16 protein-coding genes, 5 tRNA genes and 1 other RNA gene are annotated in these 25,916 nt (G+C 30.8%); 19 read left to right on the forward strand and 3 right to left on the reverse strand.

All coding sequences use genetic code 4. The features are described 5' to 3' along the window. Positions 1-230 precede the first annotated feature (230 nt). Together rplJ and rplL are read left to right on the forward strand one after the other, a co-directional pair. A complete protein-coding gene (gene rplJ, locus ACM0IS_RS01000) occupies positions 231-728 on the forward strand; it encodes a 50S ribosomal protein L10 (RefSeq protein WP_416738675.1) in 498 nt (165 codons plus the stop codon). 34 nt (positions 729-762) lie between these two features. After that, a complete protein-coding gene (rplL, locus tag ACM0IS_RS01005) occupies positions 763-1,134 on the forward strand; it encodes a 50S ribosomal protein L7/L12 (protein WP_416738676.1) in 372 nt (123 codons plus the stop codon). Positions 1,135-1,187: 53 nt separating this feature from the next. Here the strand turns inward: rplL and ffs are convergent. Beyond that, positions 1,188-1,284, reverse strand: an RNA gene (gene ffs / locus ACM0IS_RS01010) — signal recognition particle sRNA small type. 708 nt (positions 1,285-1,992) lie between these two features. Here ffs and ACM0IS_RS01015 point away from each other — a divergent pair. From ACM0IS_RS01015 to ACM0IS_RS01040, 6 genes are all read left to right on the forward strand, one after another. Continuing rightward, positions 1,993-2,067 (forward strand) — tRNA-Asn (locus tag ACM0IS_RS01015). A gap of 5 nt (positions 2,068-2,072) precedes the next feature. Next, positions 2,073-2,148, forward strand: a tRNA-Glu gene (locus tag ACM0IS_RS01020). A gap of 3 nt (positions 2,149-2,151) precedes the next feature. Next, positions 2,152-2,227: transfer RNA gene (locus tag ACM0IS_RS01025), tRNA-Val, on the forward strand. Between the two features lies 1 nt (position 2,228). Beyond that, positions 2,229-2,304: transfer RNA gene (locus ACM0IS_RS01030), tRNA-Thr, on the forward strand. A 72-nt stretch (positions 2,305-2,376) separates the two neighbouring features. Next, a tRNA-Leu gene (locus ACM0IS_RS01035) sits at positions 2,377-2,460 on the forward strand. An 88-nt stretch (positions 2,461-2,548) separates the two neighbouring features. Then, positions 2,549-3,850, forward strand: coding sequence for an aldehyde dehydrogenase family protein (locus tag ACM0IS_RS01040; protein WP_416756414.1), 1,302 nt, complete (start codon positions 2,549-2,551; stop codon positions 3,848-3,850). Positions 3,851-3,898: 48 nt separating this feature from the next. On the opposite strand, the gene whiA is transcribed toward ACM0IS_RS01040, so the two are convergent. Further along, complete coding sequence (gene whiA / locus ACM0IS_RS01045; RefSeq protein ID WP_416756416.1) at positions 3,899-4,762, reverse strand: DNA-binding protein WhiA; 864 nt, start codon at positions 4,760-4,762, stop codon at positions 3,899-3,901. Between the two features lie 378 nt (positions 4,763-5,140). Here whiA and infC point away from each other — a divergent pair, with 378 nt between their 5' ends. The 6 genes from infC to ACM0IS_RS01075 all read left to right on the forward strand — a co-directional run bounded on the left by infC (position 5,141) and on the right by ACM0IS_RS01075 (position 11,337). Continuing rightward, entirely contained in the window at positions 5,141-5,719 is a 579-nt protein-coding gene (gene infC / locus ACM0IS_RS01050) for a translation initiation factor IF-3 (protein ID WP_416756648.1), read from the forward strand. Continuing rightward, positions 5,700-5,888: a 50S ribosomal protein L35 gene (gene rpmI / locus ACM0IS_RS01055; RefSeq protein ID WP_078747323.1), complete on the forward strand. Its 189-nt coding sequence runs from the start codon at positions 5,700-5,702 to the stop codon at positions 5,886-5,888. The genes infC and rpmI overlap by 20 nt, the downstream gene beginning before the upstream one ends. A 60-nt stretch (positions 5,889-5,948) precedes the next feature. After that, positions 5,949-6,302 carry a 50S ribosomal protein L20 gene (rplT, locus tag ACM0IS_RS01060; RefSeq protein ID WP_416738679.1) on the forward strand — a complete coding sequence of 118 codons (354 nt, stop codon included), beginning with the start codon at positions 5,949-5,951 and terminating at the stop codon, positions 6,300-6,302. A 231-nt stretch (positions 6,303-6,533) separates the two neighbouring features. Continuing rightward, the gene (gene rpsB / locus ACM0IS_RS01065) at positions 6,534-7,370 is read left to right on the forward strand and encodes a 30S ribosomal protein S2 (protein WP_416755622.1); all 837 of its coding nucleotides are present in this window, start codon (positions 6,534-6,536) and stop codon (positions 7,368-7,370) included. Positions 7,371-7,392: 22 nt separating this feature from the next. Continuing rightward, a complete protein-coding gene (tsf, locus tag ACM0IS_RS01070) occupies positions 7,393-8,274 on the forward strand; it encodes a translation elongation factor Ts (RefSeq protein ID WP_416756418.1) in 882 nt (293 codons plus the stop codon). Between the two features lie 114 nt (positions 8,275-8,388). Next, on the forward strand, positions 8,389-11,337 hold the full coding sequence (locus ACM0IS_RS01075) for a hypothetical protein (RefSeq protein ID WP_416756420.1): 2,949 nt from the start codon (positions 8,389-8,391) through the stop codon (positions 11,335-11,337). Between the two features lie 37 nt (positions 11,338-11,374). Here ACM0IS_RS01075 and ACM0IS_RS01080 read toward each other — a convergent pair whose 3' ends face one another. After that, entirely contained in the window at positions 11,375-13,714 is a 2,340-nt protein-coding gene (locus ACM0IS_RS01080; RefSeq protein ID WP_416756422.1) for a hypothetical protein, read from the reverse strand. Positions 13,715-13,859: 145 nt separating this feature from the next. Between ACM0IS_RS01080 and ACM0IS_RS01085 the strand changes: the two genes are divergently transcribed. Genes ACM0IS_RS01085 through ACM0IS_RS01105 form a run of 5 tightly spaced genes read left to right on the forward strand, consistent with a single transcriptional unit; the run spans position 13,860 to position 25,915 of the window. Beyond that, positions 13,860-19,400 carry a PDxFFG protein gene (locus ACM0IS_RS01085; RefSeq protein ID WP_416756424.1) on the forward strand — a complete coding sequence of 1,847 codons (5,541 nt, stop codon included), beginning with the start codon at positions 13,860-13,862 and terminating at the stop codon, positions 19,398-19,400. Between the two features lie 11 nt (positions 19,401-19,411). Beyond that, entirely contained in the window at positions 19,412-22,501 is a 3,090-nt protein-coding gene (locus ACM0IS_RS01090; protein WP_416756426.1) for an ABC transporter substrate-binding protein, read from the forward strand. A 2-nt stretch (positions 22,502-22,503) separates the two neighbouring features. Further along, positions 22,504-23,553 (forward strand): ABC transporter permease, encoded by a 1,050-nt coding sequence (locus ACM0IS_RS01095; RefSeq protein ID WP_416755627.1) that lies wholly within the window; start codon positions 22,504-22,506, stop codon positions 23,551-23,553. A gap of 1 nt (position 23,554) precedes the next feature. Further along, a complete protein-coding gene (locus ACM0IS_RS01100; protein ID WP_416756428.1) occupies positions 23,555-24,628 on the forward strand; it encodes an ABC transporter permease in 1,074 nt (357 codons plus the stop codon). Positions 24,629-24,634: 6 nt separating this feature from the next. Then, positions 24,635-25,915, forward strand: coding sequence for an ABC transporter ATP-binding protein (locus ACM0IS_RS01105; RefSeq protein ID WP_416756430.1), 1,281 nt, complete (start codon positions 24,635-24,637; stop codon positions 25,913-25,915). The last annotated feature ends 1 nt before the right edge of the window (position 25,916 follow it).

Here is a 25,916-nt window from a genome sequence, read left to right on the forward strand (position 1 = left end):
TAAAACAACATTGGTTTTACAATCAAAATTAGACCTTTAGTGGAAAATCATATTTTTAATTTATAAATATAATTAAAACTACATTTTAGTTATGTTTTTAGATTTTTTATATTATAATTTACTCGCAATACATAAAGACAGTAACTGCGCAAGCTTAATTTATGGTTACCGAGTGTATCACTTCAAATGTTCAATTGTATTGCAATAAATTTTGAAAGGGGGCAGAAAATATGTCAGAATCAAAATTAAAAGCAGCTAAAAAAGAAGTTGTTTTAGAAATCGTTGACAAAATCAAAAGCTCACAAGCTGTTGCTTTTGCTGAATACCGTGGTTTAACAGTTTCAGAATTAGAAGAATTCAGAAAAGAAGCTAAAAAATTAGGTGTTGATATTAAAGTTTACAAAAATCGTCTATTTAAACTTGCAGCAAACGAAACAGGTATCGGTGAATTAGCTGATTATTTAGTAGGACCTAACATCTTTGCTTTTTCAAACAATGATGATATGTCTGCTGCTAAATTATTAACAAAATTTGCTAAGCTACACAAATTAATGGTAGTTAAAGCTGGTACTTTTGAAGGAAAAGTTATTGATGCTAAAGGTGTTAACGAAGTTGCTACACTTCCTACATATGAAGAAGCACTTGGTATCCTTGCACGTTCAATGATGGCACCATTACAACAAATCTCATTATCACTTAAACTTGTAAGTGAAGGTAAATCAGAATAATATATAAATCAAATTTAAGAAAGGACATTATATTATGGCTAAATTAACAAAAGAATTATTTATTGAATCATTAAAAGAAATGTCAATTAAAGAAGTTATGGAACTTGTAGAAGCAATGAAAGAAGAATTCGGAATCGACCCAACAGCTGCTGTTGCTGTTGCTGCTGCTCCAGCAGAAGGTGCAAGCGAAGAAAAATCAAGCGTTAAAGTTGTTTTAAAAGCTGACAATGGTAAAAAAGTTGCTATTATTAAAGTAGTTAAAGACTTATTAGGATTACCATTAATGGACGCTAAAAAAATTGTTGATACATTACCTGCTGTTATTAAAGAAAACATCAAACCAGAAGAAGCTGAACAAATTAAAGCAGCTCTTGTTGAAGCTGGTGCTGAAGTTACAGTTGAATAATTTCTTATATATAATTTAAAAAAGAAGCACTTGCTTCTTTTTATTTTTTTTTAGCTAAAACAAAAACCACTAGACACAATACTTTCCCACGTGGCTGCTTTATTTCTATCCTGACCAGGTTAGGGTGTTATCGTTCTAATGGCATAATTATTATATCAATTATTTAGTCTATTATTCAAAATTTTATTTTTTTCTATAAATTTTGTGAAATAAGATTTATTTTGTCACCCCCCTTTTAGAAATAATGGTCGATGTCTAAAATTCTTATATGAATTTCAAAATAGACATAAATAAAATAAATGGACTAACAGATTATAAAATAAGAAAAACTCTTTCCGATCTTAAAGAACATCCAGCAGATTTTAAGAATTATTACAATTTTAGATTAAAAAGCGTTTTAAATAAAAAGATTTTTTAATAAATGGTCACAAAGACAAAATTGAAGCGTGGATGTGAAATTAAATAGAAAAGTGTTGCCAAATGCGGGATGATTAATTATGCTGTATTTGACAAAGAAAAAAGATAATGTAATAACTTTTTCTGTAGTCTCAAAGCATTGTCTTCTAATATAAAAGATGGTATTTAATATTGGGTAAATATCATATATTTTTTGTCATATTTCGTTGGCTGTAGCGGATGGAAAATAAGGCTTATTTTATTTGCCTAGGGGTGACAAAATAGAGCTTATTCTACAAAGTAATATTTTTTATATAAAAAATATATGATTTATAATTTTCATGCTATAATATTCTTGCTTTTAAACACAAGGCAAAAATTTGAACGAAAAAAATAAAAAATATTTTTCTTAAATTTTGAATGTGTGCTATAATATATAAGCGATATAAATAAATAAGGAGTGCCGATTTAGCTCAGCGGTAGAGCAGCTGGCTGTTAACCAGTTGGTCGTTGGTTCAATCCCAATAATCGGCGCCATTTATGGTCTGTTGGTGAAGTGGTTAACACACATGGTTTTCATCCATGCATGCACGGGTTCGAGCCCCGTACAGACTGCCATTTGGAAGATTAGCTCAGTTGGGAGAGCGTCGCCCTTACAAGGCGAATGTCATGGGTTCGAGTCCCTTATCTTCCACCATGCCGTTTTAGCTCAGTTGGTAGAGCAACTGACTTGTAATCAGTAGGTCGTAGGTTCGAGTCCTATAAACGGCACCAATAACTGGTTTAAATTGGAAAATTTATCTATTATTGGACGTCATGTTCAATAATTTTTAAACCTTATTTTATGCGCGAGTGGTGAAATTGGCAGACACGCTAGATTTAGGCTCTAGTGCCTCCGGCATAAGGGTTCGAGTCCCTTCTCGCGCACCAATTATCTTATAAAAAGTTTTAAATAAGATAACGCTAGAACTTCTAACGTTATTTTTTTTATTTCTTAAAATTTGTTAATATTTATACTATGGATATTAAACAAAGAAAAAACAAGTTAAAGAGTCTAAAGAAAGCAATCTATAATAATTTAGATGATATGTGCTTAGCGTTAGAAAAAGATTTAGGAAAATCTAAAAATGAAGCTAACATGACAGAGATTTTGCCAATTATTAATGAATTAAATTTATACATAAGAAAGATCAATAAATGAGCAAGACCTAAGACTGTTGCTACGCCAATTTCTCTTTTAGGTACAAAATCTATAATAGAGTATGAACCATATGGCACCGTATTTATTATATCTCCTTGAAATTATCCATTGCAATTAGCGTTCATTCCATTAATTAATGCGTTTGCAGCTGGAAATAAAGCGATCTTAAAACTATCTGAACATTCAAAGCATTCTAATGCAATTATCAAGCAAATTATAGCTAATGTCTTTACAGAGGATGAAGTCAAAGTTGTAGAATGCAGCAGAGAAGAAACTAATTGAATTATTGATAATGAAACAGATTTCTTATTTTTCACAGGATCTCAGGCAGTTGGAAAGATTATGTATCAAAAAGCAGCTAGCAAGATGATTCCTTGTGTACTCGAATTAGGTGGTAAAAATCCAGTTATCATTACTAAGGACGCAGACTTAGTCTTAACATGTCAAGAGCTAATCTTTTCTAAATTAATGAATGCTGGTCAAACATGCTTGGCACCAGACTTTATATTGATTGATGCAACAATTGCTGAAAGCTTTCGTAAAGAGTTTACTCTTCAGTTGCATCAATTGCTAAGCAATCAATTGAATGGCAAAGGACAATTTGCACACTTAATAAATGCAAATAGTATCAGTCGTTTAAATCAAATGTTAGAGCAAGACATTGACTATAATGACCATAAAATTTACCTTTGCCAATTGCAAAAAGAGAGCAAATTAGCCAAAGAAGAGATCTTCGGGCCTATACTTCCAATAAGAATTTATCATGACCTTGATGAATTAGCCTATGAACTAGGACTGTTAGAAGATTCATTATCTGCATATGTTTTTTCAAAAGACAAAAAAATATTTGACACAATAAAAATGTGAGTATCAAGCGGAAGCATTGCTTGAAATGCAACTTCTCAATTTATCTATAATCAAAACTTACCTTTTGGTGGCGTTGGTAATAGTGGAATTGGAAAGTATCATGGTAACATTGGTTTTATTACCTTTAGTCACCAAAGAAGTATTTTTATTGGTAGAAATAAACGCATTATGCCCACGCGTATTTTAAATAAAATAATCTTTTCTAGAGATTTACACAGAATAATAAAACAATCTCTTAAATTTAAAAAATAGGAAATTTTTAAAAATAGGAGCACCATAGAGGGCTCCGTATTTTTAAAATTACTTTTTATCTTGTTTGACAACCATATCAAGCTTTCGAAATCAGTGATTCAGACCACTTTTAGAAATATAAATATTATGTTGCTGTTCTAATAAATAAGATAATTCAGCTAATGAAATTCATTTATTTTCTGACTTGATACGGAAGGCAACTAGTTGATTTTCGTCAAAAGATTGCTCTAAATTATGCTCAAAGATATAGTTAATATTTTCGATATGGCGAATTGTGCTTTGGGCTATTTTATTAATATTGCTTAGATCAATATTATTGATTCGATTAGTTACATTTTCAAAATCCCGCTTAATTATTAAGTTTTGCAAATCATATCATGAGTTTTTAGCATTAATTGCTGCAAGGAAATCAATTAGTTTTTCTTTATTTTTGTTATATATAATAAATTTAGTTCCACGTGCTAAAAAGTTGAAATTAAACTCATATTCATTCAGTTTTGCTTGAATTTGCTGTAAATGAGTTTGATTATGTGAAGCGATTTCTAAGTGATATGAAGTAGAATTTTTACCAGAAATGCTCCCTCCACCACAAAAGACACCAGCAAAGAAATATGTTAGATAGTCTTTATAATCAAGATCTGGATAAATCATTGTATTAGCTAAAATGACAAGTTTAGATTTTCAATTCGCTTGCTTTTGATAAGGCATATGAATTTTATCTAGCTTACGGATCACCTTATCCATTAAATATTCATTTTTAATAGATAAGACATAATTATTATTTTTATCTAGTTCACCAGAACAAAAAACTAACCCATTAATAAATGAGACGATTTCAGGCTTTTTACTAATGCTATTAATTACTTCTTTTTTGACTTCAAAACTAAATGAAGTTGAATGTGTCTTTTTCATAAAATTAATTATAAAAAATTATTTTTGTATTCAAAACGATTGATTTTTTTAAATTTTTTTCATTCAAAATGCCAGACAAAATGAATCCAACCTAAATATAGGCTTATAAGTTATTAAAAAATCCAAATCAAGCAATTTATAAATTTCACAATCATAATTTTTTTGTTAAAATTAAAAAGCAATAGAGTTAATTGCAGAAAAGTAGAAGACACTTCTCACCTGATGACCATAGTCTTGGGTTTAGCTACAATTAAACGTATCATAATTCTGATACCTTTTTTAGTAGATGAAGTGGGAAACCACTTTTTATTAAATTTAAATTTTATTTAAGGAGTTATTATTCAAACAAAAGGAAAAAAACCAGCTTCAGAGCATTACATTAATGGTGATATTCCATTTAAACAAGTTTTCTTATTAGGACCTGATGGTGAAAAACTTGGTGTTAAATATACACCTGAAGCTATTGAAATAGCAAAAAGCTATAAAATGGACTTAGTTTTAATTAGCGTTGAACCTAAACCAATTTGTCGTATTTTAGATTACGGAAAATTCAAATATGACCGTAAGAAGAAAAACAAGGAACTCAAAGAAAAGCAAACAACAATTCAAAATCGTGAAGTTAGATTAACTGCAATGATTGGCGAAAACGATTTGCAAACTAAAGCAAGAAAAGCTAGAGAATTTCTTTTAAAGGGTGACAGAATTAAGGTTTCTTTAAAACTAAGAGGTCGTGAAATAGGAAGAAAAGATTTAGGTTTTGCAACAATTGAAAAATTCTTTGCCTTAGTGCAAGATATTGCAGAAAAAACTTCAGAGCCTAAATTGGTTAACGATCGTTTCCTTGACATGAATCTCCAACCAAATAAACAAAAAATTCAAAAATACTTAAAAGAAAAGAATCTTGAATCAAATCAAGAAGCTAAAGAAGGAGAATTAAATGCCAAAAATGAAAACTAAAAGTGCGTTAAAAAAACGTATCAAAGTTACAGGAACAGGTAAAATTTTAAGAGAACAAGCATATCGTTCTCACTTAGCTCAAAACAAAACAACAAAACAAAAACGTCAATCACGTAAATCTGCTCAAATGTCAAAATCAGATCTTAAAAGATTTAAAGCATTAATCTAATCTTGTTAATCAATTAGATTTCAAATACATAGATAATTACGTTATTAGAAAGGAATAATTATGGCAAGAGTTAAAGGTGGAACAGTTACAAGAGCAAGACGTAAAAAGTGACTAAAATTAGCTAAGGGATACTTTGGACACAAGTCAATTGGTTACAAAGTAGCAAAACAAGCAGTTGTTAAATCATGAACATATGCATTCAGAGACCGTAAACAAGTTAAAAGAAACTTTAGAAAATTATGAATCGCTCGTATTAACGCAGCAGTTAGAGCTGAAGGAATGAGCTATTCAAGATTTATCAATGGACTTAAAAAAGCAAATGTTACAATTAACCGTAAAATGCTTTCAGAATTAGCAATTAACGAACCAAAAACATTTTCTGTTTTAGTTCAAATCGCTAAAGAAGCTAAATAATTTAAGGGCTAGTAATAGCCTTTTTTATTTTATTGGCTACAGCGTAGTAGTAAAAAAAATAAAAAGTAGTTTCAAAAAAACCAACTTTTTTATAAAATATAAACAAGAATTATTTATTAAATAAATCTTACATAACTAAATCAATAAATATGGATTCACTTGGGTGTGCTAATCATAGTGCTAGGTGTTCGAAATATTTATTTTGCAAAAACAAACTAAAGGAAAATTACAATGACAACAGAAAACAAAAAAGAAAAAGTTCAAAAAGAACAAAAAACTCCAATTGTATCAAAGACTAAATTATTAGAAGCTGGTGCATACTTTGGACACAAAACTCACGCTTGAAACCCTAAAATGAAGGAATTCATTGTTCCAAATAAAAAGAACAAAGGGTCACACATTATTGACATTACAAAAACACAAAAATACTTAGAATATGCTTACTCACTTGTAAACACATTAGCATCTAAAGGTGCATCATTTATTTTTGTTGGTACAAAAAAACAAGCTCGTGAAGCTGTTAAAGAAGCTGCTGAAAGAACAGGTTCATTATATGTAACAGAAAGATGATTAGGTGGTACATTAACAAACAACCAAACAATCATGTCAAGTGTACAAAAAATGAAAGACCTTGAAGCAAAAGCTGCTAAAAACTTTGCTGGATACACAAAGAAAGAAGCTTTAGAATTTAACAAAGAATTAGATAAATTACACAAAAACTTAAATGGTATTCGTGATATGCAACGTTTACCACAAGTTATGATTGTGGCTGATCCAAACGAAGATGAAATCGCAGTTAAAGAAGCTAAAAGAAAGAAAATTAAGGTTATTGGTATTTTAGATACAAATGCTAACCCTGATTTACTTGACTTTGGTATCCCTGCAAACGATGATTCAGCTAAATCAATCATGTTAATTATGACAATTTTAGCTGATGCTATTGTGAAAGCTCGTGGTGGACAAGTTAAATTTGCTTACCAAGAAGATGATAAAGTTGTATTACCATCATTTGGAAACAACTCAAACAGAGCATCTGAAACAGAAGCTCAAACAACAGAAGCAAACTAATTAAAAAATTTAGGAGGTTATCATGGCAGATAACAAAATGGAATTAATCAAAGAACTAAGAACTAGAACAAACTCAGCTCTTGTTGACTGTAAAAAAGCTTTAGAAGCAACAGGATATGAAATTGAAGCTGCTATTGCGTGGCTTAAAGAAAATGGAATTGTTAAAGCTGCTAAGAAAGCAGGACGTATTACTGCTGAAGGTGCTGTAACAGCTCTTGGAGATGACAAGCATGCTATCTTAGTTGAAATTAACTCAGAAACAGATTTCGTTGCTAAAAACGACAAATTTATGCAATTATTAAGTGAAGTTTCTACAGCTTTATTTAACTCAAAAGCTAACACATTACAAGAAGGGCTAGATGTTAAATTAGCAAGTGGTGAAACAGTTGAACAAGCTTTAGTTAACGCTACAGCAGTTATTGGAGAAAAAATTTCTCTACGTCGTTTCACAAGAGTAGAAGCTAAAGAAGACCAAGTTTTAGGAATATACGTTCACGCAAACCAACAAGTTGCTGCAGTTGTTACTGTTAAAGGAAACAACACAGAAGCAGCAAGAAATGTTGCAATGCATGTATCAGCTATGAATCCTGAATTTATTCTTGTAAACGAAATTCCAGCTGACAGACTTGAATCAATCAAAGAAGGATTCGTTAAACCAGCTGGTTTCGAAAATAAACCTGAAAAAATTCAAATTTCTATAACAGAAGGATGATTAAACAAACAATTATCAGAATTTGTTTTAGAAAAACAAGCTTTCGTTATGGAAGACTCATTATCTGTAGCAAAATACTTACAAAACCACAACTGTGAATTAGTAAGTGCTGTTAGATATGAAGTAGGTGAAGGGATTGAAAAAGTTCAATCAAACTTTGCTGAAGAAGTTGCTGGTATGGTAGTTAAATAATAAAACTACAATTTTATGTGTAAACGCATATTACTGAACTTTTTCAGTATATATGCGTTTTTTACTTTTTATATAATATAAAGAAGATATTAAGATAAAACATAAGGAAGAATTATGACAAAGATTAAATCAATTTTACTGGCCCTTAGTGCCGGTAGTTTAACACTAGTGCCATTTACTGCATTAGCTTGCAACAATGGTGAAAGTGCTCAAAGAAGAAAAGAATTAAATGTTGAAAAAGAAGCTACATTAGCTACACTGGATGGAAAATTAAACACAATAAATTTCTTATCTCCGGTAGAATACAAATCACTAAAACAAAGAAAAGACCTTTTACAAGCAAAATTAAGTAAGAAAGATGAAAACAATATTTTAGAGCTTGATGTTAAAACCTTACGTGACTTTGCAAAAGAGCTAAATGACAAAATTTCATCATTAAGTACCACTGTCATTGGACATGTACAAGATGAATTAGATATAGCTCAAAACGATGTAGCTACTTTACAAAGTAAAGTGGATAAGTTAACAAAAGAACTCAAGAATTTAGGGGTTGATGTAGATGCTATTTTTAATAACGATGAAGGTGGAGAACTAAAACTAGTTTCATCTGAAAAAATTCAAGAATTAACTCAAGAATTAAATACTCAAAAAGCTCTACTGGATGCTGCTAAAGATAAAGTTGAATCTTTAAGTAAAAAACTTCTAGCCAGAGGTACATCAGCTATTGATGCTATCAAAATGATTAGTCGTTTAAACTTATTTATGATTAACACGGTAAAGAATTTAAAACCAGAAATTTACAATGTTGAAGAAAACAAACGTATGTTTGAACTACAAAGAAGCCAAATTACACAAACTATTAAAGATGCTGATTCTATTGAGCTATCATATGCTAACTCAATTCGGGTATATAATGCACTTAAAGATGCTATGGCCTTTAGTAATGCGCAAAGAATTGTTTTAGGAGATACACTCCAAGTACAATCACCATTTCCAAAGCAAGCCTTTATGGATCAATTATTTGACTGAAGAATTGCTGATTTAGCTAAATTACTTCAATCTCAAAAGGATGCTTTAGCTAAAGTAGAAAAATTAAATGCAACTGAAGAAAAAGATATTAAAGCTAAAGAAGCTAAAATTGCTAAATTAAATGACAATATTAAGGTTGTTGATAGCATTCTTGAAACTTATAAACAAGCTAAAGGTGAAGGAACAACATTAAAAGATCAAATTGCCAAATATATGTTGCTAGAAGTTGAAGCTTTCGAAAAGAAAATTAAGAACCCTTCAACCGCAGATGAATTCCAAGCTAAATATGATGTTAACTACAGAATTTCTGTCTTTCCACTTTTAAATAACATAACAGATCAAGAAGCCTTAAAAGAATTTGAAGCTATTGCAAATAAAATTGCACCATTATATAGCAAGTTTTATAAAGAAAACGAATTTGTTTTAAAATCAGTAATGTATGCAAATTACTATACTGCTTTTAGCAAGGATTTAGTAGATATGAGAAGATTTAACTTAATTCAAGATTTCTTTAGTAAACAATCAATTATTACTTACTTAAATCAATTTAAATACAAACTTGCTTCATATAAAATTGATACAGAGGCTGAGCTAAAGAAACTTCAAGATCAAATTAGTCAATCACGTATCAAAGCAAATCAAGCCATTTATAGATATAATAATCTCGCAAGCCAAGAAAAAGATGGAACAGTAGCTGAACAGTTGTACCATGCTATTGCAAGTCATCTATCAAGTTTAAGAAATAGTGCAAATAGAGTCTTTGAAAGCGATATTTCATCTGCTTTTGATAAGCTATTAAAATTCAAAAAGATCGAAAGCCAAGCAAATACATTTGATAGAATGCTAAATTACTTTAAGAACTTAAATATAACTGTAGATGATGAAACAATGAGTAAATTCCTTAAATTAGAAGCTCAAAGCAAGAAGGCTGATGCTAAAGTTGCACAATTCCAAGAAGAGCTTAATAATACTCAAAAACTGATTGATGCTTACTTAGAAGTTATTAATAAATTTAGAGGAATGAAATTTGATGCTACTGAAGCAAGCGCAATTAAAGAACAAGCCAAAGCAAATGTTGCAATTATTGACAAATTTAAGGAAGAATTAGCAGCTTCAAAAGGAACAGTAGAAGGATTTGGCCAAACTAAATATTACTTTGCTACTGGTGATAGCGAAATGGATGACAAAATAGATAAGTTACTTGATTCAGTGGATGATTTAAAAGCTAAATTAGTTGCTTTAGAAACAACTCCTGATACTGAAATAAGCGCAAAATATGTCGCATATAAAGAACTTGCATATAAACTTGCACTTAGCTTCTATGTTAATGATGAAGATGAAAAAGAATATGAAGATGCTGAACGTTTAGGTGTTCCTTTGGCACCTATCATAAATGCTTTAGATGAAAAGAATAATGCTGAAACTCAAATTCTTGTGCAAAAGAAAAAAGCTAAAGAATACAAGCAAAACTCACTTCTTATACCATTAAATGAAGTTTACATTTTAATTAGACAAGGTGCTATTGCAAATTCTGATTTCTTTACTAATAATTCATTAACCGATCTATATAAAAATCTAGATACTGATGCTTATGATTTAACAACTGGACAACTTAAGAAACTTCAACAAAGCAATGAACTATATAGAAATATTACAGGTGCTAAAGCAGATACTGCTCCAGAACCAGAATATGATTTTGATCCAGTTGAAGAAGCTAAACGACTAAATGAGTTAGAAAAAGCTTACTACAATGCAAACATTGAGTACTTTAAAGCATTAGATAGTAAAGCTCAAAACCTTGAGGCCTTAAAACAAGCTTTAAAAGTTGCTCGTGAGGCATACTATACACAATTAAGAAATCCAAAATTAGATGGAAATGTATATATTGGTGAATTAAACCCATTTGCAAATTATAATTTTGAGTCAGAAGACATTAACAAGAACCCTGCCAAAATTTTAATTGCATTAGCTGATTTCAATTCAGTTAAAGATTTATTAGAATTCATTAAAAGTTCACAACCTCAATATGAATAAGAAAATATCCTAGCGTAGTGCTGGGATATTTTTGAACTTAAACACTTTTAATTAATGAATACATCAGATCAGAAGCTAACTTTTTGTTCAAATCAGCTCTTTTCATATAAAGATTTAGCTCATTTGCTAATATTTTGTTTGCATCTAATTCTCCATAATTATAGATGTATTTTTCAGTTCGAAAGGCAATAGCAGAATCAAGAATAATTTTATATCCTTTAACTAAATAATCAGCAGTTTGTGAGTCAATTTTATTTTTATTAATTTCCTTAGGTATTTTGTCAAGAGCTTGTCTTAACTCATTTTCAAGAGGAACTAGTTGTGCATAGGTTTTTTGACGTTGAACTTCATATGATTTAGCCAAAAATTCCTTGCTAGCTGCATTATGTGCTTCAATTTGATTATTTAACTTATCTTTATTTGAATTGATGATATTAAATGTTCTTTTGAGAAATTCAACATACTCATGTTGAGAAGCTTTTAAGCCTGATTCATAGGCTTTAAAAATATAGTCAATATCAATATCTGATACAGAACAACTTAATTTTCAATCTTTAGTTAATTCCCGAGTTATATGCATATTAACCATGGCTATATTGTCTAATAAGTTGTTAATGTTATTTGATAGCATTGCATAAGAACCCTCAGCTGGAAAATCGATTCCGTATTCACTATCCACCGTTAATGTTTCTATTTCCTCATAATTATTTTCTATTTTATTGCATAAATCATCATTTGGAACATTTTTCAAAATAGTTTCATTTTCCTCAATCATCGTTTTGAGGCGATCACTATAACCTTTATATTGTTCAATCTTTGCTTTTACGTTAAGTGAAATACTTGGTACTTCAGCAGATAAATGTGATGCATTTGTTTGTAATTCCTTTAATCCTTCGAGATAAGAGTCTATAGTTTTAAGCCTTGCTTTTAGCAACATAAGTGTATATTCAATAGGTGAAGATTGAGTCATATTTTCATAATATTTATCGTTATTTTCCTTTGCAAATTGATATGCCTCTTTTAATTTGTTACCTGCAAAGTTATAGTATTTATTTTTACTTTGTTCAATAGTATCTAAACCTTTTTGCCCTAGAGCAGAGGCTAAATATCTTAAATTAATAATTTGATCAATAACTTTATTTTTTATATATTTTTGCTCAATTTGATCAATTTTATCTTGATTTTGTTTAAATTCTTCAATAACTGCATTAACTTCTTTTCCAAGGCCCTTTTGAGGCATAAGGGAAATATAACTTTCACCTAATTTCTTATATTTAATGTTTAAAAAGTGCAAGTAAGCTTCTAAATTAAACTTTTCATTTGTCAAGTTACTGTTATATAGACTAATATCATATTGCAGATTTTGAATCAGATTTTGCTCTCAGATAGAGTTTTTGGTTCCGAGTGTGTTTGACATTGACAAGAAAGCATTGTCATAAGCTAAATTAAATCATGCTGCTAATTCTCTATTTTCTATAATTGATAAGTAGTGAGCATTAACTGATAAAGTTGCTAATAAATCAGCCAATAAATTTTCTAATTTTAGCATTCTATCATCCACTTCTCAAATTACATCTTCAATGTTGTTACTTGTAATTACAATAGATTTCAGATAGTTTAAAAATTCTTTTGCTGCTGTCTGATAGGTTAAAACGCCTGAAAGCGATTTATTTAGGTCAATAGTTTTATTGTCTATATTAATTTTTGGTACATTAGAAAGATCTCCAGTTTGCAGCATTTTTAGAAAAATGCTGAGATATTGATGCAAACTAATAACATAACGAGCTAAATCATCTTTCAGTCTATTTTTACTATTTAAATCAGTATTAATAAGCCTATCTTGTAGGTATTTTTTGTCCCAAATAATGTTATTTGTACCTTGAGTTATTAATAAATTGTAATTGTTATTTCATCAATAGATATCAGATACTAATTTTGAATATACATTACGATTTTGACTAATATTTTGAATTGCTAATAAGCGAGATTCCATTGCTTTAAAGTTCTTATCAGATGTCTCACTAAGGGTAGAAAAACTAGTGCTGATATTTTCATAAGTCTTTTTAGCATCCCTTACCCATGTTATTTTTTCTGGCGTGCTTGATTCTAAATCAACATAGAGTAATTCTCGATTTTCAAAGGCTTTTTTAGGATTTTGTGGGATGTGAATTTTATTTGGCTTAAAAGTTATATCATCAAGTTCATCAATACTTGGGGCTATTGGTTTATTTCTTTCCTTGTCTAAATGTAAATTATCAGGTTGGGTAGCTTTAGCTTTCTTTTGGCCATATACGCTTAGCACACTGGCTAATACGATTATAGATGCTCCAAGAGTAACACCACCTGTAATTAAAAATCTTTTACTTCATTTCTTCATTTTGTCCTCCATTCTATAAATTAAATTTTCCCCAAAGTGAACTAGAAATTAACTTACTCCCTATTTTGTAAATTATGGTAAAATACTTATATTAATTATATTAATATAAGATAAACCAAAATAAATTGAAGAAAAGGATGTGAACATGATTAAAAATTGATCATTAAAAACAAAAGTTTTATTATCATTAGCAACTTTATCAGTTGGTGCTGGTATCGCAATTGGCTCAATGATTGCCTATGCAGAAAATTCTGATGAAAAATTAGGACCTTTATCACCTGCAAATAAGATGCTATTTAACAATGACTATGCAAAGATTTATGACAAAGAAGGAAATCTAAAACCGGAATTAGCAATTTTAGATCCTCAAAAGAAAAATAAAGTTGCTGTAATTTCTTCGGATGCTTCTGAATACTGATTTATTCAAGACCCATCTAAAAAATACAACTTTACTGATTTCTTTAACGCATACTTCGAAAAGTTCAATGAAGCATTTGTTCTAGAAGTAAAATATGGCTCATTTAGTTTCTACAATGAGTATGTTTTAGCTGTGCATCCTGAACAATTTATCGAATTTTCAAACTGGTTTATTAAAAATGTTGCTTGAGGACCTGACCTTTTAACTCTTAATTCATTTAGAATCGTACCTGGGGTTGAACAAAACGGGAATGCAATTACTTTAGGATCTCACTCAACATTACATAAAGAAGTTAGTGAAATTAAATTCTTCCCAGATGCCTTCTTTGGGTCATTACCTCTTTACTCACAAAATGGTGGAAGAGGGAATGCACCTGATGCTTTAACTTATTCAACATTCAAAAGTGAAGTTTCAAAAGCAGTACTTGACGACTATTTAAAAAATATTCCATATGCTTCAGCAATTAAAAATGCTAGCGTTTTACCAAGTTATAGCTCATTTAAAGAAATTTTAATTACAGCCAAACTAAATGGAGAAAAATTTAAAGTGTTGCTTGATCAAAACATTAATGCTAAAGGTCAAGTTATCCGTAACCAAACTCTTTATTTACCTTTTGATGTAACACCAGCTCAATTTGACGAGCTCAAAGCTAAATATCCAGATGAACTTGGACAAGCTACTTTTGAAATGTTACGCCCAGTTGAAATTATCTCAGCTACAACTGCAGTAGATAACAAAAACGAAGATAAACCAAAAGAAATTGAAAAGGACTTAGATTTAAATCTTACTTTTAAATACTTAGATGTTCCAGAAGTAAATGAAACAGAAATTGAAGAGCAACTAGCTAAAATCAAAGATCTAGATAGTGATACTCCTAGCCAACGTGCTGAAAAAAATCTTGAAAGAGAAAAAATCAAGAATGTTTATAGCACTTCATTAAATTTTGCCACCATCCAAGGTAGATCATATGAAAGCTATAAACTATTTACACAAGTAGCTAATGGAAAAATTAGAAACTTCCTAGACTTTTATGACATTGATTCATATGCCGATGGGCATGATTCAATCTTTGTTTATAAACCACGTAATGGTCAACCTATGCAATATTTCGCTTCATTCTTAGAAGCTATCAACTCTGTGCCTGAACTAGCAAAAGCTAGCTACGTAAAACAAAAAGCATTAGTTAAGAAATATTCAATTGCCAAAATGGAAATTGAATATAATGCTGAAGTACAAATGCATACTTTAAATGTAACTTTACAAGATGAAGCAAATAAGAAAAAGGAATTATACCTTTCATTTGCAGCTAGTGAAGCTAACAACTATCAACCTGAAGGCTTTGAACAATTTAAGGATGCTTTAGGATACTTAGGAACTATTAACCCTGTGACATTGTTCTATACACCTGAAGATAAAACTTTAGTCGACGAAAATGGAAAAGCTATTGTTGGGTTGGAAGCTAGAAAATATCAAGTTTATAATGAAGCTTACACAGGATTAATTCAAAAAGTAACAGCTAAATATCCACATTTACTTAGAAAGCTAAATGGACCTCACATTGTAAGAACTATCGATCAAGATGGTGTATATCAATACCAATTGCAAGATGGACCATATCGTGGATTAACTCCTGGAGACAGAATTGGACTTCCTCTAGTTTTAGGTGCTTTAGTTCCTGGATTTAAAGGTGTACCAACTGACTTCTTAAAATATGTCGCAACTCACGAATACGGACACCACTATACACTAGACCAAGGTCAAGCTTGAATTAATGATAAGAACCCAATTATTGTTGGTGGTCTTTCAACTCGTGGAGGAGCTAATGAATCATCATATTACTCATATGAAGCTTTAGTTAACTACCTTGAAGCTAGAACTAACATTGATGTAATTAGAGTTAATGCTAACAATCAACCTACCGAATATGGTAAATTTATTCGCTTTAGATTTGGAATTCTTGATGAAAATGGCAAGGTAACTAAATTTGAAACTGAAGCACTAGCTGATATTTGAGGAACTGAAAAATCAAATGATGATATTTTCAATGTGCTTAAAAATGAAAAACGTCGTTTCTTACAAGACTTTGCTGGAATGGTAAAGGCAGCAAAAGAAAGACATGTAGCTTTAGGTGACTTATTTATCGCTAACTCATTTGATGCTGATTCAGGAACCTTAAACCCTAGAATCTCAGGAATTGCAAAAGCTTTTGAAAAAATTCAAAAAGCTAGCGGAAATTACAATTACAAATTAGTCCCAATTACTGCTCGTGAAGTAATTTCGCAAATGAAAGATGGTGCAGGAAATCCATTAAGCAACATTGTTACATTTAGTGATGATAACAACTTCACAATTAAAATTTATGAAGCTGATGAAAAGAAATCAAACATCATCCGTAAAATTAACATGTTTAAAAAGGATAATTCTCCTGTAATCAATGTGCCTTTAAATGTACCACTTGATGAAGAAAGCTTAAGTTATTTACATGCACAAGCTAAAGTAATTGAAGATTCAATCCGTGCCACAATTAATAAAGACATGTTTGATTCAGGTTGAGATACTAGTGGAACTAGAATTGGTGGTAAGTTTGACTTCTTTACTACTTCATTATTTAACCAAGATAATAATATTGCCCCTATCCTTGAAAGCTTAAAGGGTCGTGCAAATAAAGTTGAAATCGAACCTTCTTCAAATGCCAATGCTGTAGCAACTGGAACAAATAAAGTTCGTAGTGCAAATACTTACTTAGCACTAAGAGCTGGACTTAGAAATGAAATTAATGATATTAATAGATACATTGTAGATATGGCTACTGGACTAAATGGTGATCAATTCAAGATTACAATTTATAGAAATAGCGGGCTTGAACCAGTACTTGCCTTTAGAAAAGATGAAAATGACACTGCTTTAAGTATTGACAAATTTGTTTTCCCTTACATGAGTGGAAATTACTTCCTTGGAGATATAGCTAACTACCGTAATGCTTTTGCTAACAGAATTTCTTCTTTAGCAAAAGACTATGGCACAAATGATACACAAGCTAGATGAAGCAGTCACTTTGTCTTTAGCTTCCTTGAAGGAAGTGGATGAACAGCTAGAAGCAATACTCCTAATGCTAAAAATGACACATTATTTGGTTATGTAGATCGAAACGATGTTTTAATGTCAACTTCAGCAGTTAGAGATTTAGCAGCTAACCCATTAAATAAATTTGGTGAACAAGTTCGTGCTATGGTAATTAATCCATTTTCAAGTGGAATTAATACAAATGATCGTGCTTTATTAAAAGCAATTAACAAAGGTCCAAGTGGCAAAAACTATGCTAGAGTTTCTCTTCCAGGCAACTCTGAAGCAGTAGCAAGCTTTAAGGCAGATTCATTCCATGAATTATTAAATTTTGCTTCAATTGATTATGCTAAAGCAAACTATGATTTGGCTAGTGAAACCTACAATTGAGATATTGCTTATGTTGAGTCTAAATTTGACTTGAACCAAATTGAACTTTTAGCAGCTAATGATAATAATAAAGAAGCAGAAAGCTTACTTCAAGCTATTAAACAAGCTAGCGGAGATAAAAAACAAGCTTTAGCTAACTATGCAATGTATAGATTTAGACATTCTAATTTAGTTCTTTCAGTAGTAGACTTTTCTCCAGCAACTGATTTAATCTCTCACCGTGCAGTCTTTTCAAAATTATATGGAATCACCATTATTGATCCAGTCTTTAATAAGTTCTACATGGAAGATACTTCAAAAGCAACAGATAATACTAACTTAGTTTTTGATGCTGTTAAATTACAAGCCTTCTTACAAGAATTATTAAAAGATAATAAATTAGAAGCACAAGCTGAATACTTTAGCTTATCAGACTTTTTAGCATTAGTTGGAAATAACCTAATGTGAAAAGACCATGGTTTCCTAGATAGTAAAGATGTCAACTTATTTAACGTCTTTTGAGGTGGATTTACTTCAGGAGAGCCTTCAAGTGATGTAATTAACTATAATGACACAAGAGTTGAACCTTTATTAAATGACAAGTTTACGGACTATATTTACAGTATTGCTGAAACTTTAACAAGAGACTATGTTCAAACAGTTTACTCACCTGATACTAAGGATTTTGGTAATACACCTGATTACCTTTCTGGATTAAATGAGGCCATTACTGGTCTTGATTACATCGTTGATGGAACTAAATTAAATTACTTAAATGATAAACGTAATGATATTCAAGGCATTGCTAAAGGACTAAAAGCTACATTAGAATCTTCTAGATGAAATAAATATATTGCTGAAACTATTCAAGATCAAATTACAGCAAACAAAGAAATTGCTAAATTAAAAGCTGAATACGAAGCTGCACTTGAAAAATTCAACAAAATTAAACCTGGTGATGATACATACAAAATTTATGCTAACTACTTACTAACAAAGCAAAATGCGTACTTTACAGCAACTGAAAATAAGATTAAACACAATATTGCTATTAAAACACCTATTTTCAAGGAAATCAGTGATAAAAACTTCCTAACTGCAGATTCATACCTATCATCTAATTACTTTGGAAAATTCATTTCAAATAGCAATGGATTCTTTAAAGATAGATTCGAAAAAGAAACTATTGGTATGGAACTTTATGATACAGATCGAAACCCAATTGTGGATGAAAACATTAGACTAAAGGACTTTAACGGAAATAAAATTACAAGACGTCCTGAAGCTTTCTTCATTTCACAATTATTAAACTATGGTGTTTCAAAAAGAAGTATTTCAGGTATTTTCAGAAACAAAGAACTTGATGCTTTAGCAATGTATGGATACATAACAAATGATTTAGCTGCAAAAGCTAAATATATTAAGTTTACAGATGTTGATACAAAAGAAACGACTTTCTTAAAAATAAATACAAATAAAACAAATAACATATTCTGACTTGAAAAGCAAGGAGATGTAAGCACTAAGAAAACAATTGAAGATTATGGCTACACTTCTTGATTAACAGACTATGCATTAATGGCTAAATATAGAGACGCTTTATTAAAACCAAAACACAGATACTACATTGAATTTGCAGATAAAGATAAAAAAGCAATTCAAGATGTAAATTTAGGAAATGTTGATGCTATCTCTGAAAACGCCAAAGCTTCACAACAATCACCAATTAAGATTATTCCTGAAGTTAAAACAGTAATCGAAAATGGTATAGAAGTTGAGGAAAAAACAGGTAAATCAATTATTAGCATTGATTATCAATTTAACATTACACATTAGAAAGGAGAGTGATGACTAAAAACATTAAAAAAATATCTAAATATCTGCTGTTGGCATCAGCTCCTTTAGGACTGATAGCTACAAGTGTTGCATGTGGTCAAAATAAAACACAATCAATTAAAGTTGATTATGATTTAGGACTAGCAACTGAGCCAATTAATAACCTAAACTATATTAAATATAAGTCAATGGATAAAATTTTACCTTCACTTGTTGATAGTTTCTTGAAAACAGGACCTTCAACAAGCTTGAAAAGAGTATTACCATCTAAAAGAAGCTATAACTTTGTTGTTATGGACAATCCAAAAGACAAGAGTTCAGCTAACTTTGAAAAATACATTCAAGATAATGCTAGCATTCTAGCCCAAGATAACGGGACTAAAGGAATTACTAGTTCTTACTATTCAATTGATCAATTTAATACAGTTGGAGGACTTGCTGATGATTCAGCTAGCGGTTCTGAGTTAAAAAATAAATCCACAGTTTTTGCTTTCAAAAACCCAAGAAACACTAACAACTATATGGCTATTACAGGCTTTGTTAATGCTAAGAAAAATAGATGGTCAAATGGTGATTATGTTTCAGCGCAAGACATCAGAGACTATTTTGAATATATTTTGGACCTAAATACTGGATCTCAAAAACTAGACACTATTAAAAAATATGGTTTCCGTGCTGCTGATAAGTTTATTGATGCACAAAAAGATTACTTAGCTAAATTTAATAAGACTTACAAAAATCCATTCGGGCGTCGTCCTTATGTATTTAACAGTGTGTTAAACACCTACGTACAAGACCCTAAGGCATTAGTTTATCAAAGTCAAACTTTTGATAAGAATGGTAAAGCATTGGATACAAAAGAGGTAGCTGCTATTAAGCAAGCTGCTTTAGAATTTGGATTCTATACAGGTCAACTTTTCCTAGATTTTGACAATAGTTTTATTGCACGGAACTTAAAATACAACCCAGACTTCAGTCTAGATAAAGAAATTCAAGAATTTAAATTTAAAGATAAAGACTCTGATAAAAAAGAAAAAACTATTACCATAGTTAAAAACCCTTATGTTAACCCATATCAAACTTTCTCATTAGATTCACATAATTTAGAAGGTGATATTAAATCTTTATCAAAAGATGAAAATTCATTCAACTTAATATTTGATGAAAACCATACTCCAGATTTATCATACTTACTCTTTACAATTCTATATAACCTATACCCAATTAACCGTAAGTACATTGAAACTCAAGCTGGTGGAATTGACAAATATGGATCAGAACCTGATAAATTCTTAACAACTGGACCTTTTGTTATTCCAAAAGGCGCAAATGGAATCTTACTTGGGCCTAATGGTTATATTAATTTAGTTAAAAATAAAGAATATTATGATTCTGAAAACACAATATCAAATAAGATTAAAATCTTATTCTCAACAAATAAGAATACTAATGCTTTATTCTTTGAAGATGGTTATATTTCTCAAACTTATATCCCAGCTTCTAAGATGACAACTTATTGAGCAGATGAAAATATTAAGAAGTATCTAAACAAAAACCAAGGTTATGGAACAATTGCTTTCGGATTTAACCTAGATCAAGAAACAAATGGTGATAGCTATCTACAAGATCAAGATATCAGAAATGCTATTTACTATGCAATTAACCGTGATGATGCTTTAAAATTTGTGGGTTGAGACTTCTCATTCCCAGTTAATACTTGAACAGCTTATGGACAATACAAGACGTTTGATGGTAAAAACCTTGAAATGTTCTTTGAAGGCATGAAAGCTAAAGCAAAGAATGATAAAGAATTCCCATTACAAAACTATGAATATGTAGTCCACATGGCTAAAGGATTTAACTTTGAAAAGACTAAACGTAGAGATTTAGCATACGATATTCCGACAGCTGAATTCTACATCCAACGCTTTAAACAAGCACACCCAGAAGTAAAACAAATTACCTTACGTTTCTTAAACAATGGACAAGAAGAACAAAAGAAAGCTGGTTCATATCTAAAAGAAGCTATGAACAAAGCATTTGGTGGCTTTATTAACATAGAACTAAAAAGCTTACCTGAAAACATCTTTGCCAGCTTCATTGAAAAAGGTGAATATGACATTATTTACCAAAACTACGACAGAATTGGTGGAAATGGTGCTCAAGATTATGTAATGGCATTCTTTAAAAAGGATGAAGTTGATACAATCAACCAAAAAACAATCGCTTTTAAAGAAAACCCAGTTGGATCATTTACTTATGCTGATTATCTAGCTGACTTAATTCTAGAGCAACTACGTAAACAAGAACCTAATGTTTCACGTTTAAGCCTACTACAAAGTGATTTAGATACTATTAGACAAGTAATTAATGGCAATGCTAATGTAGCCAAAGCCTTTAATGAAACACTTAATAGCACTGAAACAAGCAAAATTTTAGCCTTTACAGATGCTTACTTAGGGCAAATTACTCAAGCTGTGGCTGATAAAAATGCAACCATTACAAATAGATACTCAAAACAATACATCAAGAACTTACTTGAATACTTATTATTAGCTGATAACAAAGAAGATAATGAACAAGCACGCTTCCATAAAGCAAATATTAGACAAGCTAGATTACATTCAGCTTTCATTCTCTTCTTGCCAACCTTTATGAGTGTGCAAGATATTTCAAATCTAACTAATGCAACTCAAGAAAGACTTGAATTTAACCAAGATAACATTTTTGATACAGGTGATAAAGACCGAGAAAAAAGAATTGCTCCTAAATTCTGAGATAAATTTATCGAGCTAGCTTTACCTAAATTTGATGAATCAGCCTTTGATTATACTTCTAGATTATCTTCATTCTTTACAGGAAACTTTTCTGATGAAGAATTAAGCCAAAACTGAGAACAAAGTGTTGTATATCAATTTATCGGATCACTAGAAAAAGTTATTAGAGATGCTGCAATTGTAGTACCTCTAATGGAAGTTGATACTAACTGAGAAGTTACTAAAGTTGGTGGAGTTGATTCACTATTTAGATTCTCACTGCAATATGCCTACGATATGACTAGACCTCCAAGAAATGGTCTACCAACAACAAGGGAAGGATAATAATGAAAAAAGTTACATATCATAACGAAGCTTATTTATTAAATGATGCTAAAGTTACTTTCAAAAACAAAAGAAGTAACGAGCTAACTTTAATGCAAAAAATACTTGCCATAGATTCTCCATTTTTAAGAACCTTTTGAAGAGTATTTAAAATTATCCTTGAATTCTTTATTATCGGGCTTATTGTTATTTCGATCACTTTCTTCCTAATTAACTCAGTTCCAGGTGAAAACCCTTTAACTCAAGGGCTAGATGAGGCATCTAGAAAAGCTGTTGAAGAAAAATATGGTTTAAACTTACCTTTAATCCAAAGATACTTTAATTACTTAAAGGGCCTATTTACAGGAAACTTTGGAATTTCACTTTCATTATTCCCTGGACAAGAAATTAACTCCTTTATTTGGGATAGATTTTATAAATCATTCTTAGTTGGAATTTTCTCAGTTGTGCTTACTGTAGGGATTGGAATTCCACTTGGAATTTGAATTGGTAAGAACCCTGGTGGATGAGTTGATAATATTTCAACAATCATTGTAAGTATTTTCTCATCAGTGCCTTCAATCATTTTTGCCTTAGTGCTAGTCTTTTTAGGACGTGCAATTGGAATTCCTTATGTATTTGATCACACCAACTTTGTTACTTTCATTTTACCTGGACTTGCCCTTTCACTTGGAAGTATCATTGTGTATATTAAATACATTCGTACAGAATTAAATAGAGAATTAAATTCTGTACACGCTAAGTTTGCTTACTTAAAAGGTGTATCAAAAAATAGATTTGTTTGAATGCATGCACTTAAACCTGCACTATTCCCAATTGCAACATTCTTCCCAGCAGTTATCTTTGGATCATTTATCGGAAGTATCTTTATTGAACAAATCTTCCTAATCCCAGGGTCTGGGGATACCTTACTACAAGCAATTCAAACTAAAGACTATAATGTTATCTTATTCTTAATTGTTATGTTTGCTTTATTAACAGTGCTTTCATATGCTTTCCGCGATATTTTATATGAAGCAATTGACCCAAGAATCAGAAGAAGAGGAGCTTAGAATGAAACAAGAAAACGAACAAAATCAACAGTCAAAAAAACCTTCTAAAGCTAAAGCTTTCTTCGAAAAGTGAGCTAATAACATCAAAGAACGTGCTTCATTAGGAAAGCAAAATGAAGCTAATATGCAAGATTTATCAGCACCTAACCCAATTACTCAACCATTTAACTACCAAAGCTGAAAATTGGTTGGTAAAATTATGGATTACCAATCTGACATGCACATGGGGTCAGAAACCAAGGCATTTAAAGAATTTATTAATAGATTCTCACGTTCATTTGCTGGAGTTTTTGGACTAGTTACTTTAGTAACTTTAGTTTTACTAGCAATCATTATTCCATTTACTACTCAAGATCCAACAACTACAAATATTTCAGCTAAATCACTCACATTTAACTCATATGACTCATTTAATATTTATCACTTCTTTGGAACTGATGATGTCGGGAGAGATTACTGAGCTAGATTGTGATGAGGATTACGTTACTCAATTGCGCTTGCCTTTGTAGTAACTGCAATTGAAGTTGTAATTGGACTAACAATTGGAATCATGATGGGTCAATTTGAAATGTTTGATAAAATAATGACATTTATTATTAAGGTTATCTCAATTGTGCCTACAATTATTATCTTAATCTTAATGACTATTATTATTTCACCTAGTTTCTGAGTTATTGTCTTTTCACTCTCATTAACTTCATGAACAGGAATGGCAAACCAAATTAGAGCCCAAGTAAAACGTGCTAAATACTTTGAATGAGTATCAGCTTCTAAAATTTTAGGAACTCCTACTTGAAAAATTCTTAAAAACTACATTCCAGTAATCTTACCAATATTAATTACTCAATTAGTCTTTACAATTCCTGGAGTTGTTCTATCTGAAACTTCTCTTGCTTTCATAGGACTTGCAATTGAAGATGTACCTACTCTTGGTAACTTAATTTCAGATGGACAAAAATTATTCCCAGACTATTTAAGATATGTCTTTGTGCCTGCAACATTCTTAATTCTAATTACAACTAGTGTCCAACTTATTGGTGCTTCTGTGCAAGACTCCTTAAGAAGACAAAGATAGGAAATTATGAAATCAGAACACTTATCAAAAGAACAAAAAAATATCGCTAAACGTCAACGCGAAATTCAACGTGCACGTGATATAGCTGCAGGACACACAATAGGGCATAAATTATGACGTAAGTTTACTGTTTATCTAGCTAATAAATTCTCATTCTTCTCATCAAAAAACAACTTATTTGATTGAGAAGAATTCGAAAAGAATGTGCAATATAAAGTCTTACCTAATGGTGAAAAAGTAAAAATAGCTGCTGAAATCAATGATGTACAGTTATCATTTACTAATCCATCTAGACCTGGTGAAAAAAATAAAGTTTTAAGAGGGCCTTCACTTCAAATTTATGAAGGAAAGGTACATGCTATTATTGGTGAATCAGGATCTGGAAAATCAGTTATTACTTCTTTACTCTATGGATTAACGGGTGATAATGCTGTTATCGATAGTGGTGAAGTAAAACTATATAATAATAATGTAGAGAAATTTACATTTAAAGATTGAGAAAAATCTCACTACCGTGGAAGAGTTGTTTCAGCTGTCTTCCAAAACCCAATGTCAACTTTAAATCCTACTATGAAAGTTGGAAAACAAATCATGGAAGGTATGCTAATTAATAAAGTTGTCAAAAATAAAAAAGAAGCCTACAACAGAGCTGTAGAATTCTTAAAATTAACTAAAATTTCAGACCCTGAAGGGGTTATGAAACTTTATCCTCACGAAATGTCAGGAGGAATGATTCAACGGGTAGTTATTGCAGCAATTGTTGCTCTTGAACCTAAGATCTTAGTTATGGATGAACCTACTACTGCCCTTGACCCTACTGTACAAGCTTTAGTACTTGATGTTATTCAAGACTTACAAAAGAAATTAAATCTTTCAATTGTCTTTATTACCCACGACCTTGGGGTAGTTGCCTCAATTAGTGATTTTATTTCAATTATGTATGCTGGGCAAATTATTGAAGAGGGTACTGCAAAAGAAATCTTGCAACACCCTCAACACCCTTATACATGAGGACTAATTCTAAGTATGCCTGATGTTAATAGAGGTGATCGTTTAGCAACAATTAGAGGTTCAGTTCCATCAAACCTAAATAATATTGTTGGAGATGCTTTTGCAGTTAGAAATGACTATGCCTTAGGAATAGATTTCCAAGAGGAACCTAAATTTTATTACTTATCAGAAACTCATAGAGTTAAATCAGCATTACTTGATGAACGCGCTCCAGAATATCAGCCACCAAAACACATTCAAAAATTATGAAAGGAGTTTTTAGCAAAGTCTAAATAAT

Source organism: Mycoplasma aquilae ATCC BAA-1896 (assembly GCF_048074525.1).
Taxonomy (GTDB): Bacteria; Bacillota_I; Bacilli_A; order Mycoplasmatales; family Metamycoplasmataceae; genus Mycoplasmopsis; species Mycoplasmopsis aquilae.